The sequence below is a fragment of the Acinetobacter sp. YH12096 genome (assembly GCF_013419215.1).
GTDB classification, from domain to species: Bacteria; Pseudomonadota; Gammaproteobacteria; order Pseudomonadales; family Moraxellaceae; genus Acinetobacter; species Acinetobacter amyesii.
In genome coordinates, this window is the sequence record NZ_VPAM01000001.1 from 98,993 (window position 1) to 116,869 (window position 17,877).

Genomic DNA, 17,877 nt, shown 5'->3' on the forward strand with positions numbered 1-17,877 from the left:
AGGACTGGGGTTACCATGGCTCAAATTATTGCGATTGCAAACCAAAAGGGTGGCGTAGGTAAAACCACAACGGCTGTGAACTTGGCTGCATCTTTAGCCATATTAAAAAAACGAGTTTTACTTGTGGACATGGATTCACAAGGCAATGCCACGATGGGTTCGGGCATTCAAAAAAATGATTTGCTGTATTCAGTCACAGATGTCTTACTCGGCGAAGTGCCGATTGAAACCGCCATATATAAAGCGGAAGTGGGCTATAAAGTTTTAGGTGCAAACCGTGACTTGGCCGGTGTTGAACTGGCGATTGCGGATCAAGACGGTCGTGAGTTTATTTTGCGTGAAGCGTTGGCAAGTGTTGAAAAAGACTTCGACTATATTATTGTCGATTGTGCGCCAAGTTTAAGTTTGATCACTGTCAATGCACTTGCAGCGGTACGTGCGGTGCTGATTCCAATGCAGTGTGAATATTATGCATTGGAAGGTTTGGCTGACTTAACCCAAACCATTGACCGTATTCAGCAAGCTTTAAACCCAGATCTAGAGATCGTGGGTGTGCTTCGTACCATGTACGATGCGCGTAATGCCTTAACACGTGATGTGTCTGCTGAGCTTGAACAATACTTCGGTCAGAAACTTTATGACACGGTCATTCCGCGAAATATTCGTTTGGCTGAAGCGCCTGCGCACGGTTTACCAGTAATTTATTTTGAAAAAAGCTCGAAGGGTGCAGTTGCTTATTTGAACTTGGCAGCTGAGATGTTAAAAAAAACCAAAGTAAAAAAAGGAACTAAAGCATGACCGTAAAAAAACGCGGACTGGCTAAAGGTCGTGGTCTGGATGCCTTACTCGGCTCAATCCAAAAAGAAAAACTACAGCTCGAAGCAAAAGCTTTAGATCATGGACAGTTAAAACAAATTGATGTGCATTTATTGAAACGCGGCGAGTATCAACCGCGTCGTTTCATTAAAGAACAAGATTTACAAGAACTTGCTGCATCGATTGAAAAGCATGGTGTCATGCAGCCAATCGTCATTCGTCCTGTCGAAGATGAAAAGCATCCCTACGAAATTATTGCTGGTGAGCGTCGTTGGCGTGCGGCTCAGCTTGCAGGTTTAACCGAAGTTCCTGCCATTGTTCGTGACTTGAGTGATCAAGTGGCAATTGCATTGGCATTGATTGAAAACATTCAACGTCAAGATTTGAACCCAATCGATCAAGCCATGGCTTTACAACGCTTCCATGACGAGTTTGGTTTAAGTCATCAAGAGATTGCCGATACGGTAGGTAAAGCACGTACCACAATTAGTAACTTGCTACGCCTCTTGTCTTTAGCGGATCAAGTCAAAGACTTTATGCAGCAAGGTTTGCTCGATATGGGGCATGCACGTGCGATCTTGACCTTAAAAGCCAAAGATCAGCTTAAAGTTGCCGAAATGGTGATTGAAAAAAGTATGTCTGTACGTCAAACCGAACAATTTGTTCGTGATTTGAATGCACCAAAACAACAAAAAGCTAAACCAAGTGTTTCATCAGACATTCAACAACTGACACAACGTCTCTCTGATCGTTTCAGTGCAGATGTGAAAATTGATCATAATAAACAAGGGAAAGGCAAGCTGGTGATTAGCTACCATACTCTTGAAGAGCTAGATGGCATTTTAAATATTTGTCTAGCTGAATAATTTTTAAATTCGATTTATTGGGGAAAATCAAATGTGGGAATTAGTCAAAGCGGGCGGGTGGTTAATGATCCCGCTCGTCATTTGTTCGATCTTTACGGTAGCCATTACCATTGAGCGCTTTATTCGTTTAAAGAAATCAATGGTGTTACCAAAAGACTTGATGATGAATGTAAACACATCGGTGAAAGATGTGGTGCAGCAGCTAAAGCAAAGTCCAACTTTACAACAAAGTATATTGGGTCGTGTATTGGGCGCAGGTTACGCTAGTAAAGATCAAAACGAGCAATATGCACGTGCGCAAATGGAAGTCACAGCGTCACAAGAAATTGGTTATTTAGAAAAAAATATCAACTTTTTGGGCACTTTAAGCGCTGTTGCACCTTTACTAGGTTTGTTGGGTACGGTGATCGGTATTATTGAAGCATTCTTAATGATTGATATAGGCACCAATAGTGATCCAGTGTTGATGATGCCGGGTATTTCTAAAGCCTTGATTACCACTGCTGCCGGTATGTTAATTGCTGTACCTGCATTATTTGCACATCGCTATTTCCAACGTTTGGTTCAGGAATATGTGGCTGAGTTAGAACAGCAGTCGACGTTATTTCATGCCGCTTTGTTTTATAAAAAAACACCTGAAGTAGAAAGTCAGGACATTCAGAAAGCCAGCTGAGTGGAGACTGCGCATGAAATTTAAACGTCGTCAGGTTGAAGATATTCATATCAACCTCACACCGATGATTGACTGTTTGATGTTCATTTTGGTGTTCTTGTTGCTCTCGACTACCTTTAACCAGATGAGTCGAATGAACCTGACTTTGCCAGATGCACAGGGTGTTCCACCTAAAAACTATGATCAAAAGATTGAAGTTGTGGTGGATTCAACAGGACATTATTCTGTCAATGGTCAGTCATTGGCCAGTAAAGAAGTCTCTGATTTGAATACTGCAATTAAACAGACAGCCAATGATCGTCGTGATTTAATGTTTGTGATTGCCGCAGATGCAAAAGCAACACATCAAGATGTGATTCGGGTGATGGATGTTGCAGGTCAACTTGGATTTGTGAATGTCAACATCAGTACTAAAGTTCCAACTCGAGGTTATTAGTGAAGCACGATTTTAAGGTCTATTTACGCCTATTAAGTTATTTAAAACCTTTTTGGGGAATCGGCCTGCTGGTTTTGCTTGGTTTCGGTATTAATGCTGCGACAGAAGTTTCTGTCGCAAAATTATTGGAACGCATTATTGAAGCCATTCAAAACAAAGATCAAAGCTTTACAACCTTATTTCCACTCTTGGTGGTTTTATTGATGTTCTTCCGTGGACTCGGTTTGTTCATGGGGGGATATTTTACCGCAGTGATTTCTCGAAACTTAATTTTTAATATTCGTCAGCAAGTGTTCGCAAAACTCATGCGTTTGCCTTCGCAATATTATTTAGATAATTCGAGCGGTCATATCACTGCAAAAATTATGTATAACGTTGAACAGTTGACGGCGGCATCGTCTGAGTCACTGAAAACGATTGTACAACAGGGTCTGATTACCATCGCATTATTGGGTTATTTGCTGTATACCAACTGGCGTTTAACTCTATGTATTTTAATTTTTGGCCCAATTATTGGGCTGATCATTCGTAAAGCGTCGAAACGCATGCGTAAATTATCCATGCAAGTACAAAGTACCATGGGTGACGTTAACCATGTGGTGCAAGAGACAGTACAAGGCAACTTGGTAGTGAAGGGCTTTGCAGGGCAAGATTATGAACAAAAACGTTTTTATGAAAGCTCAATGGAGAACTTACGCCGCGGCTTAAAAATGGTTGTGGTGCAGCAACTCAATAGCCCAATTGTTCAGCTGATTATGTCGATCGCGCTCAGTATCGTGATGTATATCGCGCTACGCCCAGAGATTCTACAAGATACAACAGCAGGTGAGTTTGTAGCGTATATCACTGCCGCAGGTATGCTGAGTAAGCCGATTAAAACCTTAACGGATGTCAATGAAAAACTACAACGAGGCATGGCAGCAGCTTATTCAGTTTTTGAATTGCTTGATATGCCTGAAGAAGTAAATAACGGCACGCTGAAGCCTGCTTTGAAAGGCGATGTCGAATTTAAAAATGTTAATTTGATCTATGCCGATGGTCACCATGCGATTCATGACTTCAATTTAAAAGTGAATGCAGGGCAAACTGTTGCATTGGTTGGGCGTTCAGGTGCAGGTAAAACCTCACTGGTCAATCTGTTGGTGCGTTACCAAGAGGTATCCTCAGGCCAATTGTTGCTTGATCAGCATGATATTCACGACATAGAGCTCAATAGCTTGCGTACTCAGATTTCGATGGTCAATCAGCAAGTGGTTTTGTTTAACCGGACAGTGCGTGAAAATATTGCTTATGGTCAGCTCGAGCATGCAACAGATGAACAAGTCATTGCTGCTGCCAAAGCTGCATTTGCACATGATTTTATTATGGACTTACCGCAAGGTTATGACACACCATTGGGTGCCCAAGGTTTAAATCTATCTGGTGGACAACGTCAACGGATTGCGATTGCGCGTGCGATTTTGAAAAATGCACCGATCTTAATTTTAGATGAAGCGACCAGTGCGCTAGATAACGAATCTGAATTTTTCATTCAGCAAGCATTTGACGCTGCGATGCAAGATCGTACCACGATCGTGATTGCACATCGTTTATCGACCATTGAAAATGCAGACTGTATTGTGGTGATGGATAAAGGGCGTATTATTGAACAAGGTTCACATGCGGAACTGATGGCACAACGTGGTGCATATTACCAACTTCATCAGCGTAATTTTGAGGAAAATTAAGTCATGTCTTTTGCACAATTGATTCAGGATGCTTGGAATGAACAGGCAAAGTGGCTCGTTGTGTTTAGACCTTTGTCATGGCTTTATCGTGGCGGCTTTTTACTCAATAAAAAACTCTATCAATCAGGTATTAAGCAAAGTTATAAAGCGCCTATTCCAGTCATGGTCATTGGAAACATCACAGTGGGTGGAAGTGGTAAAACCCCATTGCTCATTCACTTGGTCAGTTATTTAAATAGCTTAAAGCTGCGTGTTGGTGTGATCAGTCGTGGCTATGGTGGTCAAGGACCATTTCCGGCCTATGTGGATTTAGATTCGACGGCTGAAATCGTGGGTGATGAACCGAGCTTAATCGTTCAATCTACTGGCGTGCCGATGGCAGTCGGTCCAAATCGCCAGCAAAGTATTGAGTTACTGCTATCTAAGCATGAATTGGATTTGATCATCTGCGATGATGGGTTGCAGCATTGGGCGCTTCAACGTCAGTTGGAGTGGATCGTACTGGATAATAACCGTGGTTTAGGCAATGAAAAATTATTACCCGAAGGTTATTTGCGTGAACCGAAAAAGCGCCTTGCCACTGGAACGGTCATTGAGCATTCAGCAGATCCAAGTTCTCCACTGAATATGCACTTAGAAGCGGCGCAGCCTTATTTGCTCAATAAAGATCTTGTGACGACATTTGATGCAAGTAAAGATTTTTATGCTGTGGTGGGTATCGGCTTTCCGCAACGCTTTTATAAAACCTTAGAAAATATGGGGATTCATCAATTTCAATGTCATGAATTCCCAGATCATTATGAATATGAACTGAGTGATTTGCAGTTTGAAGATGCGAATCCCATCATTACCACTGAAAAAGATGCAGTAAAAATTTTAGCGATCCTCAAAAATAATCCAGATTTTAAAAGAGAAATATGGGTTGTTCCTGTAGATGCAGTGTTATCACCTGCGTGTTATGAAACTTTGCATGCGCAGTTGAAACAACTGGGTCTGAAACTTCCCGAAGGCATTTAATTTATGAAACATATTGTTATTCCTGCACGTTTTTTAAGTTCACGTTTACCGGGTAAGCCTTTACTTGAAATTCATGGTCGTCCGATGATTTTACGTGTGGTCGATCAAGCCAAAAAAGTTGCAGGATTCGATGATCTTTGTGTCGCTACAGATGATGAGCGTATTGCAGCAGTGTGTCGTGCAGAAGGGGTTGATGTGGTACTGACCTCTGCAGAGCATCCATCTGGGACAGATCGTTTAAGTGAAGTTGCATGCATCAAAGGTTGGGCGAGTGATGACATTATTGTCAATGTGCAAGGTGATGAACCTTTGCTTCCCGCTCAATTGGTAAAACAAGTTGCACAATTACTTGTTGATCAACCGACATGTTCGATGTCGACGCTCTGTGAGCCGATTCATAGTCTAGATGAGTTTCAACGTGACAGTATCGTCAAAGTGGTGATGTCAAAGCACAATCAAGCGCTGTATTTTAGCCGTGCGACTATTCCGTATGACCGTGATGGTGCAAAGCAAGCTGAACAAACCTTGCATGATCAGGCTTATCGTCATTTAGGCCTATATGCATACCGCGTAAAACTCCTACAAGAATATGTCACTTGGGATATGGGTGTGCTGGAAAAATTAGAAAGCCTTGAACAATTACGCGTTTTGGAAAATGGTCACCGTATTGCCATTGCTGTGGCAGAAGCGAACCTTCCACCGGGCGTAGATACTCAAGCTGACCTTGATCGTTTGAACCAAATGGATGTTTCGAACTTCGAATAAGGTTAAACGATTTATGCAAAATGACATTGTGGCGCAAGTGTACCCTTGGCAGCAAAATACATGGAATACATTAACCAGCCGTTTTCCACAACTGGGACATGGCGTGCTTTTGTATGGCAAAAAAGGCTGTGGTAAAGAGGCATTTGCAAAACAATTTCTTGCTTGGGTGCTGTGTCAAAAACGTGATGAGCGAACTGAGCCATGTGGTGAGTGTGGGAGTTGCCAGTGGTTAAAGTCAGATACACATCCAAATTTTGTCCACATCAGTACAGATGAAGACAATAAAAAGCAAAATGCCAAAATTAAAATCGAAAAAATTCGTGATTTGTTGCCTTTTGTACAACAAACCGTGGATGGTTGGCGAGTTGTGTTGATTGAGCCTGCTGAAGCATTAAACATTGCGTCATCGAATGCTTTGTTGAAGACACTGGAAGAGCCGGGCGAGCGGATTGTGATTATGTTATTGGCAGAGCATTATTTGAAATTGCCGGCAACCATTCGCAGTCGAATGCAGCACTATGCATTGGATCGTATTGAACCGGAACAATCACAGCAATATTTACAGCAGCATTTGCCCGATAGTGGTGAAACCCAGCGCAAAGTTCTCATGAACTTAGCCAGTCAAATGCCATTACAAGCGATTTCATTGGCAAGTAGTGAATGGCTAAATATGCGCCAAGAGTTTCTACAAGATTGGCAAAAACTTGTGACACAAAAAAATATGCCGATGGCAATTGCGACCAAGTGGAATAAAGCTCTGAGTTTTAGTGATTTTAGTCAAATGTTTGAATACTTGTTGTCCGATATAATTTGTGTCAAGCTAAATCAATCCATAAAAAATATAGATTTGGATTTTGGGGTGTTGGCAGAGCAATATTCGCTCGAAACACTCTTTGGGATTTATACAGAATTACAGCAGTCTAAGCGGTTCATCGAGCAGAACGTACAGGGGAATCTGGTCGTAGATGAGCTTTGCATCAAACTGATGAATGTTTAATTAAGGGGAAACATCATGCAACCACGTATGGGCGGGATCGTTCACGCTAATATTCCAGATGTGGAAACACTTTTTGCGAGCTACATGCCTTATGTCGTTGGTGGCGGTTTATTTGTACCATCAAAGCAAGCTGTGAAAATGGGTGATGAGGTTTTCTTATTGGCGACTTTGCCTGAACAAAGTATAAAAATTCCTTTGACAGGAAAAGTAATTTGGATTTCGCAAAAGCAAAATGGTATTAAACCACAAGGCTTTGGGATTCAATTAAGCGGCGAAAAAGGCGTTTATTTTAAAACAGAAGCAGAACGTTTACTTGCAGGGCTTAAATCTGAGGGGCGTAGAAGTTACACTATGTAGTTACAACAGTGAAGACTTGTAGGTACATATTGTGTTTGTAGATACCCATTGCCATTTAACCATGCTCGATTTAAGCCCTTATGAGGGTAATTTAGATCTTGCATTGGATCAGGCTCGTCAAGCCGGGGTCTCAAAATTTATGAGTATCTCGGTTGATCTAGATGACCATATCGAACTTTCAAAAATTGCTTCACGTCATGCCGATGTGGGTTATTCCGTTGGGGTACACCCATGTGAAGATCCTGCAACGATGGATCGGGCAACAGAAGAATATCTCATTGAATTAGCACAACCTGAAAAGGTTTGGGCGATTGGTGAAACAGGGCTGGATTATTTTCATAGTACAGACTTTATTGCAGAGCAAAAAGAATGCTTTGCCCGTCATATTCACGCATCGCAAGCCGTAAAAAAACCGGTGGTTGTACATACCCGTTCTGCAAAGCATGATACGGTGGATATTATCCGTGCAGAGAAATCTACTCACGGTATTTTGCATTGTTTTACTGAAGATTGGGAAACGGCAAAAGCTGTCTTAGATTGTGGATATTACGTGTCATTTTCAGGCATTGTTTCTTTTAAAAATGCACAAGATTTGCGTGATGTGGCCAAGCAAGTACCATTGGATCGAGTGCTGATTGAAACTGATAGTCCATACCTTGCACCGATGCCCTATAGAGGAAAGTCTAATGAACCAAAATACGTTCCCTATGTAGCCAAAGCCTTAAGTGATGTATATGATAAGTCAATTGAAGAGATGGCTTTCATTACAATGCAAAACTTTGAAAATCTCCTCAATCTTAAGTAAATAATTTGAATTGATATAAGAGTAAGAGAGTATAGGGTGAAGATGGATCGTCAAGCTCAGTTTAGAGCAAGAGAAGCATTAATTTTCCAAGTGGCAGAGCAACTGCTATTGGAAAATGGCGAAGCAGGGATGACACTAGATGCGCTAGCGGCAGAACTCGACTTGGCAAAAGGGACGTTATATAAACATTTCCAAAGTAAAGATGAACTATATATGTTGCTCATTATTCGTAATGAACGCATGTTATTGGAAATGATTAAAGACACCGATAAAGCTTTTCCTGAACACCTTGCTTTCTTTATGTTGCATCACTTACATCACCCAGAACGTACAGTGTTGTTTCACCAAATTGAAGAGCGTTTATCGACAACGGGTGTGGGTATTCAACACTTGTTTAGTGAACTTTATCAAGTGCGCAAACAGCGTCTAAGATTGATCATTCGTATGACTGAGCGTTATTTGGAGTCGATTCAAAGTAGCATGCCAGTACGTGATTATCTTGCTTCGATTTGGTCACTTACACATGGCGCCGCAGCAATTTTGAACTCTAGTTTTTATCAGCGTTATTTGGGTTCAAGAGACACCTTGCGGGTTGCTTATATTGATCAAGCCTTGGCCTTACCAAAACAAGTGCATGCGGTTGCTCAATTCGCTTAAAGGCTGTTTATGAAAATAGCATCACCATCATCGGTTCGTGGCTTCACCCTCGTTGAATTGATGGTGGTGATTGTGATTATGGGCATCATGGCCTCATTGGTGCTTTTGAATATCGGTGGGACAGATCAACGCAAAGCCATGCAAGCACGCGAAGTGTTTGTAATGGATCTGAAACGAATATTACGTGATGCAAATGATCAAGCTTTGATATTGGCCTTACAGCAAAAAGCTGGAACGGATGTCAACACGCAAAGCTATGCGGTACAAGAATATTTACCAGAACAAAAGCGTGTAGAAAATAGTATTTTAAATCAGAACAATAAATGGCAAAACTATAAAAACTTTGAAACCCGAGTATTACCTGAAAATGTCTCTTTTACGATTCAGCCTTTAGACCAGCAGTATGAAAATGCCAATAATGATGATTTGTTAAATACCAATGCACCCAAGTTGATATGGTTGGGCAACGGTGAGGTAAAGCCTGTGCGTATACAGTTTTATTTTGAAGAACGTGCCATTGGTAATGAAATCGAAATCGATCATTTAGGGAAAGTCAATGCGGGCTAAAGGATTTACGCTACTTGAAGTCATGGTGGCATTAGCGATTTTTGCGACTGCGGCAATGGCTTTGTCTAATGTTGCGATGCAATATACACAGTCGACAGCACACGCAATTTTAAGAAATAAAGCACAATTCGTTGCGTTGAATGAAATCGCTAAGATGGAAATCAATCGTGAATGGATGACAGGTACTGCATCTAAACAAGTCACTGAACAAGGCGAACAATGGCAAATTGACAAAAAAGCCCAAGCCACCATTAGTCCAAATGTACAACGGATTGATATCCAAGTGAGTTTGATGAATGCTGAAACAGGCGATGTGGAAGCAGGAATTAGCAGTTTGGTGTTCTTTAACTATAAGGCTCCGTTGGATGAAAATAATAACTAGAAAAAAACGTACATCTCTAGATATGCCTGTGCTTGTGCAGCAAGGAATGAAGAATCAAGCAGGATTTACCTTAGTTGAACTTTTGGTTGCGATTGCCATTTTTGCAGTACTATCTGCATTGGGCTGGAAGGTTTTTGATTATGTCTCGAAAGTGAAAGAACGAAACGCAACCCATGAGGCACGGCTCAGTCAGTTGCAAGATGCCCATCAGCAGATACTCAGAGACACAGTGCAAGCTGTGCCCTTAACAGCCAATATTAATGGAGACATTCAACCAGCGTTGGTGTTGCAAAATGGCCGATTTAATTTCAGTAAGACTGGTGTCACTGATCCATTAAATCAGGGCATTGCACCTGATGAGCGAGTAGAATATCAATACAAAGCTGATGAAAAAAAACTATATCGGCTAAAATTTAAAAATCTCAACCAAACGGGGCATGATCAGCCAGATTCGAGTGTATTGCTGGATAATGTTGAACAATTTAAAATCACGGTACTCAATCCAAATGAGTTAGAGAATTGGCCAGATGCTGCCGCAGATTTGAATAATGAAAAAACCATACAATTGTTACCGCGGGGCATCAGGATGCAGCTCACAGTTGATGGGACAAACTACGAATGGTTATTCAGTTTGTTAAATACTGATTTTTATTGGATAAAAAATAAGAATGGTTAACGAACAGGTAGTAGGTTCATTTGAAGTTCGGAGTTGCTTATGAAACAGCAACGCGGCATTGCTTTGTTAACTATTCTGATGATGGTAGCTTTGGCAACCATAGTTGCTGCAGGCATCGCAAAACAACAAGCCAATACTTCTGAAAACACCGCCTACGTGATGCGCCAAAATCAATCGATGTTATATGCGAAAAGTGCCGAAGCATTTTTTGCTGAACTTTTGGTAAATGATGCCGAAAATGCAGGGCAGGTGGATCACCTCCAAGAAAATTGGGCTCAGCCTATGCCAGCCTTTCCTGTGGAAGGTGGAACTGTTGCAGGTGTGCTCCAAGACGAATCTGGAAAATTTAACCTCAATAGTTTGGTTTCAGAAGAGGGTGTGGTAAATGACAAAGCAAAGCTATGGTTTGAAAAAATATTGCAGCGTGTTGGTTTACCCGCAGAATTAAGTCAAGCCGTGATTGACTGGCAAGATGAAGATGATGAGACCTCTGGCCCAATGGGAGCAGAGCTGGCGTATTATCGTGGTTTAAATAATGCGGCACTACCGCCAAATGCAAAATTCCATAGTGTGGAAGAGCTGAAATCAGTCCGTGGTTTTGACGGTGCTCAATATAAACTAATTGCGCCTTATGTGAGTAGCTTACCTTCGCATGAAACAACGGTAAACATTAATACCGCTCCTGCATTTTTGTTAGCGACCTTGGATGATCGTTTAGATGTCAATGCAGTTGAACAAGCTTTGCAACAAAAAGCAGCCAAATTTGAACATTTCGAAAATATCAATGATTTATGGGCAATGGAGCCATTTGCACAGGTGAGCACAGAAAATAGGGAAGTTTTAAATTCACAATTGGGTGTGCAGTCGAACTATTTTAAAGCGCAAATTGAAATTATTTTAAATGAAAGAAAGCGTCAATTTACCAGTGAGTTAGTGCGAAAAGATAAAGATGTATATGTGGCTTTTCGCAGTATGGCACCATTTTAGGTCTTAAATATCGCTAAATTTTCATGATACCTTTTCCCAATTGTGCTGAACAGCAAAATTAATGCCTCTTGTTAGACTTTTGCATTATAATCTCTGAGAACCCATAGATTATTTGATTGCATTACGACATATGTTAATTCGTAAGTTATTTAAGTTTGAAAACGCGCATATCGTGCGTAATTGCACGTCAGACCGTTGCAAACGTTCCATTCATGGACACAGTTATAAAGTCGAACTATTACTTAAAGCGTCGAAACTTGACCATGGACAAATGGTTTACGATTTCGGTTTGCTCAAAGGGGTAATTAAAGACTTATTTGACAGTTTTGATCACGCGATTTGTTTTTGGCAACACGATGATGCTGAGTACATTCGTGCCTGCAAACAGTTCAGTGCACGTTGGGTCGAACTACCCGTATCGCCCTCAGCGGAACAATTTTCACGAATCTTCTTTTACTTAGCACAACAAGTTCTAAAATCAACAGAAACTCAAAATGGTGAGGGTGATGTTGAAGTGTATTCTGTGATCGTACATGAGACGGACACAGGCTATGCGCAAAGCTTTTTAGAAGATATCGACAACGCACAAATGGGGCTGTTGCAGTTAGATCAAATCGTCTTTTCCGAACAGGTTCAGTCGGAATGGAACGATTCCCAGATGTATGAAAAATTAAAACAGGGTCAAAAATTTTTAAACCCTGCAGTTGATTTACAAGTTAAAATTTAAGTAAATATTTGGTTTTATTAGGATTGGTTAACAGTGATGTCTTTAACAGAAGAGCAACAAGCAAAACTCGCTAAAGTGCAGCTTGATGCTAGCTGGAAATATGGCCTAAGTGAGTTTTTGCTTAGCCCCCGCATGGATGAGTTAAAAGACTTTCTGCTACAACAAATGAAACAGGATAAAGTGATTTATCCACCGAATCCGCTGATTTTTAATGCCTTAAACACGACGCCTATGGCGAATGTAAAGGTGGTGATTTTAGGCCAAGACCCGTATCATGGGCCAAATCAGGCACATGGCTTGAGTTTTTCGGTACAAAAGGGGGTTGCATTACCACCTTCTTTACGTAATATTTTCCATGAGTTAAATACCGACCTTGGGGTGCCTGTGTCAAAACATGGGGACTTAACACGCTGGGCAGAACAAGGTGTTTTGCTTTTAAATGCGGTACTGACTGTTGAGGCTGGGCAACCAACTTCACATCAAAAACGTGGCTGGGAGGATTTTACAGACCATGTGATTGATGTTTTAAATGAGCAACGTGAGCATATTGTCTTTATTTTATGGGGGGCATATGCACAGCGTAAGGGACAACGCATTGACCAAAATAAGCACTTGGTGCTAAAAGCCGCGCATCCATCTCCTTTGGCTGCAAACCGCGGTGGTTTTTTTGGTTGTAAGGTGTTCTCAAAAAGTAATAATTATCTTAAACAAAATGGCATTGAGCCAATAGACTGGCAGCTGGACGCATGACTTATTCTCCCGTTTCAAAAAATTATCACCCAGATCTGATTGTTGAAGAAGCGAAAAAGGGCTGGCGCATTGTTCGCCTGAATCGCCCAAAATCGCTTCATGCATTAGATGAATCTATCTGTACAGCGTTGCTTGAAGTCTTTCAGGACTTTCAACACGATGATGCAGTAAAAGCGATTTGGTTAGATTCCACTACGCCGAAAGCATTTTGTGCAGGTGGCGATGTACGCAAATTGCGACAATTGGTGGTCAATGATGAAGTTGAAACGGCGAATAAATTCTTTGAACAAGAATATGCCCTAGATTTGCTGCTGCATAACTATGCAAAGCCGATTTTGGTTTGGGGCGAAGGTTATGTCATGGGAGGTGGTTTAGGTCTATTTATGGCTGCACCTTTCCGTTTGGTGACACCTTATTCACGTTTAGCAATGCCTGAGATTAATATCGGTTTGTATCCAGATGTTGGTGCGACGCGTTTCCTCGCTGACCGTGGTGCTATTGGTTTGTTTACGGGATTAACAGGCTCGATTATGACCGCAGCAGGTGCTTATGGTATCGGCTGGGCAACGCATATTTGTGATGCTCAGCGTGATAATGTACTTGAAACTGTCATTAATATTGATTGGGATCATTATCCAGCGGGCGATTTTCGTGCCATTGATGACACTTTAAATAGTATGCATCGTCCTGTGGGGCCGGGGCCATTACAAAACTCGTTAGATGTGATTCAAAGTGTGTGCCGTGGGCATAATTTTGAACATGACTATGAATCAATTATTGGTTTAAGTGATGCGCGCAGTGATTGGTTACGCCAAGCCAGTGAAAATCTACAAAAAGGTTCACCTGCAACCGCCGCATTAACATGGTTGTTGTGGCAGTGGGGCAAGCAAGTGCATTCTTGGAATGAAGTGTTTGAGCTAGAAACCCAAATTTCGGATTGGAAAATTCGTCACGCGGACTTTGTTGAAGGTGTGCGCGCCCGTCTAGTCGATAAAGACCTGTCTCCAGAATGGAAAAAAGGTACAGATCTTTCCCTCAAAGGAATTCTGGCTGATGAGCCTCCTGTAACCAATATTGACAGTTGGAATGCACTGTTAAGACAGTATGGTGTAATTTATTAATTGATGTCTGAACCAAACTTATATAGTGATGAACATTGGATGCAGCTTGCTTTCGAGCAGGCTGCACAAGCTGCCGAATTGCAAGAAATTCCTGTAGGCGCAGTCATTGTGAGTCAAAATCAAGTCATAGGTGCAGGGTTTAATGCGCCGATTTCTCTGAAAGATCCCACCGCACATGCGGAAGTACAAGCTTTGCGTCAAGCTTGTTTAAATATCGATAATTACCGTTTACCCGATGATGCAACCTTATATGTAACATTGGAGCCATGCACAATGTGTGTGGGTGCTTTGGTACATTCGAGAATTAAACGTGTGGTATTTGCGACGACTGAGCCTAAAGCAGGTTCTTTGGTCAGTTCGCGTCAATTATTAAATTCAGGCTACTATAACCATATCTTTGAGTTTGAGCATGGTTGCCTACAAGAGCAATGCTCCCAACAATTAAGTGATTTTTTTAAAATGCGTCGTGAACAAAAACGACTGATGAAGTTACAGGAAAAAGCCACTTTGACTGAACTTAATTTAAAAAATCAAGTAAACTCTACTGACAATTAATATTGTCAAATAAAATAGGGTACACCATGAAATCGATCCAAGTAAAAAAAGAATTTAATGCACCAGTCGAGCAGGTTTTTGACTTACTTTCAAAACATTCGACCTATAACGTGGCTTTTGCACCGATTCAAGTGGTGCGTGTCAAAGATTCAGCAGATCCTGAGCGTCCTGATGGTGTGGGTTCAGTGCGCCGAATGGGCTTTGGGCCAGTGAAGCCGTTACAAGAGCAAATTACCTTACTTGAGCCAAACCAACGCATTGAATATAAGATTATTAAAAACCCATTGGTGAAACATCATTTGGGTGTGATTCAATTCGAAGCGATCGATGCTGCGCGTACTTTAGTCACTTATACGATTGAATTACAGGCGCGTGCGCCATTCGTTAGTCAATTAATCCTTGCGCAACTGAAGTCAGCGATTAAAATTGGTTTTTCAAAACTTGCAAAAACCGTATAAACAAAAATGGAAGAGCAATGACAGTTCAAATCATTACAATTGATGGCCCAAGTGGCTCAGGTAAAGGAACATTGGCAGCAAAAATTGCGGCACATTATCAGTTCCACTTACTCGACTCAGGTGCGTTATATCGTCTGTTGGGATTGTCATTGCATAAGCAAGACTTAATTGATGCATTAGACTCAAAGCTCGATGAATGCGTAAAAATTGCAACAAATTTAGACATACAATTTGTGACAAATGAAGCAGGTGTTTCGGTGCTTTTAGATGGTGAAGATGTCTCAAAAGTTATCCGTACTGAGAGAGTCGGAGAGTTTGCCTCAAAAGTTGCTGCAATTCCTGCACTTAGAACTGCGCTTTTAGAACGTCAGCATGCCTTTGCCCAAGCACCTGGTTTGGTTGCAGATGGCCGTGACATGGCAACTACGATTTTTCCCAATGCTCAAGCCAAGATTTATTTAACGGCTTCTGCTCAGTCCCGTGCAGAGCGCCGTGTAAATCAGTTGCAGGCTATGGGCGTGGATGTTAAAATAAACGACATTTTAGCTAATATCGAAGCGCGTGATAAGCGAGATATGGAACGCACAGTCGCTCCACTCAAGCCTGCGCCAGATGCTTATTTCATTGATAGTTCAACTTTGAGTATTGATGAAGTATTCACGCTGATGACGAATTACATCGATCAGCAATTAGCAAACTAAAGAATTTTCAGCAGAAGCATAGCTTGATCAGTCTTATACGGACTATGTAGACGCTTAATTAAACCGGCCTTGTCTGATCCAAGACCGCTGACTTTACTAGGTATATCATGACCGAATCTTTTGCAGCCCTCTTTGAAGAAAGCGAATTAAACCTCAACGTTGAAAAGGGTGCTGTCATCCAAGGCGTTGTAGTAAATATCGACTCTGACTGGGTAACAGTTGACACTGGCCTTAAATCAGAAGGTATTGTTGACCGCGCTGAATTCTTAAATGAACAACGTGAACTTGAAGTTCAAGTTGGCGACACTGTTGACGTAGTTGTTGAAGCTCTTGACAACGGTATGGGTCAAACAGTTTTATCACGTGAAAAAGCTAAACGTGCTGAAACTTGGACTAAACTTGAAAAAATCTTTGAAGACGGCGAAATCGTTACTGGTGTTATCTCTGGTAAGGTTAAAGGCGGTTTCACTGTTGACATCGGTCCAGTTCGTGCGTTCCTTCCAGGTTCTTTAGTTGATACTCGTCCTATTCGTGATACTACTCACTTAGAAGGTAAAGAGTTAGAATTTAAAGTAATCAAACTTGATGCTAAACGTAACAACGTTGTTGTATCTCGTCGTGCTGTTATGGAAGCTGAATCTTCAGCTGACCGTGAAGCTCTTCTTGCTCAGCTTGAAGAAGGTCAAACAGTTACTGGTACTATTAAAAATCTTACTGACTACGGCGCGTTCGTTGACCTTGGCGGTATTGATGGTCTTCTTCACATCACTGACATGGCTTGGAAACGTATCAAGCACCCTTCAGAAGTTGTTGAAGTTGGTCAAGAAGTTACTGTTAAAGTACTTAAATTCGACCGCGAACGTAACCGCGTATCTTTAGGCCTTAAACAATTAGGCGAAGATCCATGGTTAGCGATCATGAACCGTTACCCTAAAGGTTCTATCGTTAAAGCTCGTGTAACTAACTTAACTGACTACGGTTGCTTCGCTGAAATCGCTGAAGGCGTTGAAGGCTTAGTACACGTTTCAGAAATGGACCACACTAACAAAAACATCCACCCATCTAAAGTTGTTCAGATCGGTGACGAAGTTGACGTTATGGTTCTTGAAGTTGATGAAGAGCGTCGTCGTATTTCTCTTGGTATCAAACAAACTCGTGCTAACCCATGGGAAGAGTTTGCTAAAGAACACGACAAAGGTGAAAAAGTTTCAGGTACTATCAAGTCAATCACTGACTTCGGTATCTTCATCGGTTTACCAGGCGGTATCGATGGTCTAGTTCACTTGTCTGACATTTCTTGGAACGAACAAGGCGAAGAAGCTATCCGTCGTTACAAGAAAGGTGACACAGTTGAAGCGGTTATCCTTTCAGTAGACGCTGAAGGCAACCGTATCAGCCTTGGCATCAAACAAATGAACAGCGATCCGTTCAACGATTTCTTAGCTGCTAACGAACGCGGTGCGCTTGTTAAAGGTACTGTAACTGCAGTTGACGCTAAAGGCGCTACTGTTAAGTTAGCTGACGAAGTTGAAGCGACTCTTAAAGCATCTGAAATCAACCGCGACCGCGTTGAAGATGCAACTAAGTTCCTTGAAGTTGGTCAAGAAGTTGAAGCTAAAATCATCAACGTAGACCGCAAATCACGTTCTATCAACTTGTCTATCAAAGCGAAAGACGAAGCTGAAGAAAAAGAAGCAGTAGCTAACTTGAACAAGACAGCTACAGCAACTTCAGACAATGGTCCTAAGACTATTGGTGATTTGATCAAAGCTCAAATGAACCACTAAGTAAGTGTTTGAATTGTATTGTTAATGTAAATTAATTAATATATTTTACA

The 17,877-nt window shown here is 41.5% G+C and carries 22 protein-coding genes; all 22 read left to right on the forward strand.

Annotated elements, in window-relative coordinates; all coding sequences use genetic code 11:
* The first annotated feature begins 15 nt into the window (after positions 1 to 15).
* The 22 genes from FTU36_RS00430 to rpsA all read left to right on the forward strand — a co-directional run bounded on the left by FTU36_RS00430 (position 16) and on the right by rpsA (position 17,827).
* Positions 16 to 798: a ParA family protein gene (locus FTU36_RS00430; protein WP_078188958.1), complete on the forward strand. Its 783-nt coding sequence runs from the start codon at positions 16 to 18 to the stop codon at positions 796 to 798.
* The gene (locus FTU36_RS00435; RefSeq protein WP_168378888.1) at positions 795 to 1,682 is read left to right on the forward strand and encodes a ParB/RepB/Spo0J family partition protein; all 888 of its coding nucleotides are present in this window, start codon (positions 795 to 797) and stop codon (positions 1,680 to 1,682) included. Before FTU36_RS00430 ends, FTU36_RS00435 begins: the two co-directional genes overlap by 4 nt.
* Before the next feature lie 31 nt (positions 1,683 to 1,713).
* Positions 1,714 to 2,355, forward strand: coding sequence for a MotA/TolQ/ExbB proton channel family protein (locus FTU36_RS00440; RefSeq protein ID WP_180116604.1), 642 nt, complete (start codon positions 1,714 to 1,716; stop codon positions 2,353 to 2,355).
* 13 nt (positions 2,356 to 2,368) lie between these two features.
* Positions 2,369 to 2,791 (forward strand): biopolymer transporter ExbD, encoded by a 423-nt coding sequence (locus FTU36_RS00445; RefSeq protein WP_168378890.1) that lies wholly within the window; start codon positions 2,369 to 2,371, stop codon positions 2,789 to 2,791.
* Positions 2,791 to 4,518: a lipid A export permease/ATP-binding protein MsbA gene (gene msbA / locus FTU36_RS00450; protein WP_180110649.1), complete on the forward strand. Its 1,728-nt coding sequence runs from the start codon at positions 2,791 to 2,793 to the stop codon at positions 4,516 to 4,518. The genes FTU36_RS00445 and msbA overlap by 1 nt, the downstream gene beginning before the upstream one ends.
* A gap of 3 nt (positions 4,519 to 4,521) precedes the next feature.
* Positions 4,522 to 5,535: a tetraacyldisaccharide 4'-kinase gene (gene lpxK / locus FTU36_RS00455; protein ID WP_180116605.1), complete on the forward strand. Its 1,014-nt coding sequence runs from the start codon at positions 4,522 to 4,524 to the stop codon at positions 5,533 to 5,535.
* A 3-nt stretch (positions 5,536 to 5,538) separates the two neighbouring features.
* Complete coding sequence (kdsB, locus tag FTU36_RS00460; RefSeq protein ID WP_180116606.1) at positions 5,539 to 6,300, forward strand: 3-deoxy-manno-octulosonate cytidylyltransferase; 762 nt, start codon at positions 5,539 to 5,541, stop codon at positions 6,298 to 6,300.
* A 13-nt stretch (positions 6,301 to 6,313) separates the two neighbouring features.
* Positions 6,314 to 7,297: a DNA polymerase III subunit delta' gene (locus tag FTU36_RS00465; protein WP_078193725.1), complete on the forward strand. Its 984-nt coding sequence runs from the start codon at positions 6,314 to 6,316 to the stop codon at positions 7,295 to 7,297.
* A 15-nt stretch (positions 7,298 to 7,312) separates the two neighbouring features.
* Entirely contained in the window at positions 7,313 to 7,654 is a 342-nt protein-coding gene (locus FTU36_RS00470; RefSeq protein WP_111885061.1) for a PilZ domain-containing protein, read from the forward strand.
* A gap of 31 nt (positions 7,655 to 7,685) precedes the next feature.
* On the forward strand, positions 7,686 to 8,459 hold the full coding sequence (locus tag FTU36_RS00475; protein WP_180116607.1) for a TatD family hydrolase: 774 nt from the start codon (positions 7,686 to 7,688) through the stop codon (positions 8,457 to 8,459).
* 42 nt (positions 8,460 to 8,501) lie between these two features.
* Complete coding sequence (locus tag FTU36_RS00480; RefSeq protein ID WP_168378896.1) at positions 8,502 to 9,116, forward strand: TetR/AcrR family transcriptional regulator; 615 nt, start codon at positions 8,502 to 8,504, stop codon at positions 9,114 to 9,116.
* 9 nt (positions 9,117 to 9,125) lie between these two features.
* The gene (locus FTU36_RS00485; RefSeq protein ID WP_180116608.1) at positions 9,126 to 9,683 is read left to right on the forward strand and encodes a type II secretion system protein; all 558 of its coding nucleotides are present in this window, start codon (positions 9,126 to 9,128) and stop codon (positions 9,681 to 9,683) included.
* Positions 9,673 to 10,065 (forward strand): type II secretion system minor pseudopilin GspI, encoded by a 393-nt coding sequence (gspI, locus tag FTU36_RS00490; RefSeq protein WP_078188947.1) that lies wholly within the window; start codon positions 9,673 to 9,675, stop codon positions 10,063 to 10,065. Before FTU36_RS00485 ends, gspI begins: the two co-directional genes overlap by 11 nt.
* 46 nt (positions 10,066 to 10,111) lie before the next feature.
* Positions 10,112 to 10,741: a type II secretion system minor pseudopilin GspJ gene (gene gspJ / locus FTU36_RS00495; protein ID WP_180116649.1), complete on the forward strand. Its 630-nt coding sequence runs from the start codon at positions 10,112 to 10,114 to the stop codon at positions 10,739 to 10,741.
* A gap of 39 nt (positions 10,742 to 10,780) precedes the next feature.
* Positions 10,781 to 11,728: a type II secretion system minor pseudopilin GspK gene (gene gspK, locus FTU36_RS00500; RefSeq protein ID WP_180116609.1), complete on the forward strand. Its 948-nt coding sequence runs from the start codon at positions 10,781 to 10,783 to the stop codon at positions 11,726 to 11,728.
* Positions 11,729 to 11,858: 130 nt separating this feature from the next.
* Positions 11,859 to 12,455 carry a 6-carboxytetrahydropterin synthase gene (locus tag FTU36_RS00505; protein ID WP_168378899.1) on the forward strand — a complete coding sequence of 199 codons (597 nt, stop codon included), beginning with the start codon at positions 11,859 to 11,861 and terminating at the stop codon, positions 12,453 to 12,455.
* 36 nt (positions 12,456 to 12,491) lie between these two features.
* On the forward strand, positions 12,492 to 13,205 hold the full coding sequence (gene ung, locus FTU36_RS00510) for a uracil-DNA glycosylase (protein WP_168378900.1): 714 nt from the start codon (positions 12,492 to 12,494) through the stop codon (positions 13,203 to 13,205).
* Positions 13,202 to 14,326, forward strand: a complete 1,125-nt coding sequence (locus tag FTU36_RS00515; RefSeq protein WP_180116610.1) for an enoyl-CoA hydratase/isomerase family protein — start codon at positions 13,202 to 13,204, stop codon at positions 14,324 to 14,326. Before ung ends, FTU36_RS00515 begins: the two co-directional genes overlap by 4 nt.
* Before the next feature lie 3 nt (positions 14,327 to 14,329).
* Positions 14,330 to 14,881: a tRNA adenosine(34) deaminase TadA gene (gene tadA / locus FTU36_RS00520; protein ID WP_078188939.1), complete on the forward strand. Its 552-nt coding sequence runs from the start codon at positions 14,330 to 14,332 to the stop codon at positions 14,879 to 14,881.
* Positions 14,882 to 14,907: 26 nt separating this feature from the next.
* Positions 14,908 to 15,339 carry an SRPBCC family protein gene (locus FTU36_RS00525; RefSeq protein WP_078188937.1) on the forward strand — a complete coding sequence of 144 codons (432 nt, stop codon included), beginning with the start codon at positions 14,908 to 14,910 and terminating at the stop codon, positions 15,337 to 15,339.
* A 17-nt stretch (positions 15,340 to 15,356) separates the two neighbouring features.
* The gene (gene cmk, locus FTU36_RS00530; RefSeq protein WP_168378902.1) at positions 15,357 to 16,040 is read left to right on the forward strand and encodes a (d)CMP kinase; all 684 of its coding nucleotides are present in this window, start codon (positions 15,357 to 15,359) and stop codon (positions 16,038 to 16,040) included.
* A gap of 107 nt (positions 16,041 to 16,147) precedes the next feature.
* Positions 16,148 to 17,827, forward strand: coding sequence for a 30S ribosomal protein S1 (gene rpsA, locus FTU36_RS00535; RefSeq protein WP_078188933.1), 1,680 nt, complete (start codon positions 16,148 to 16,150; stop codon positions 17,825 to 17,827).
* The last annotated feature ends 50 nt before the right edge of the window (positions 17,828 to 17,877 follow it).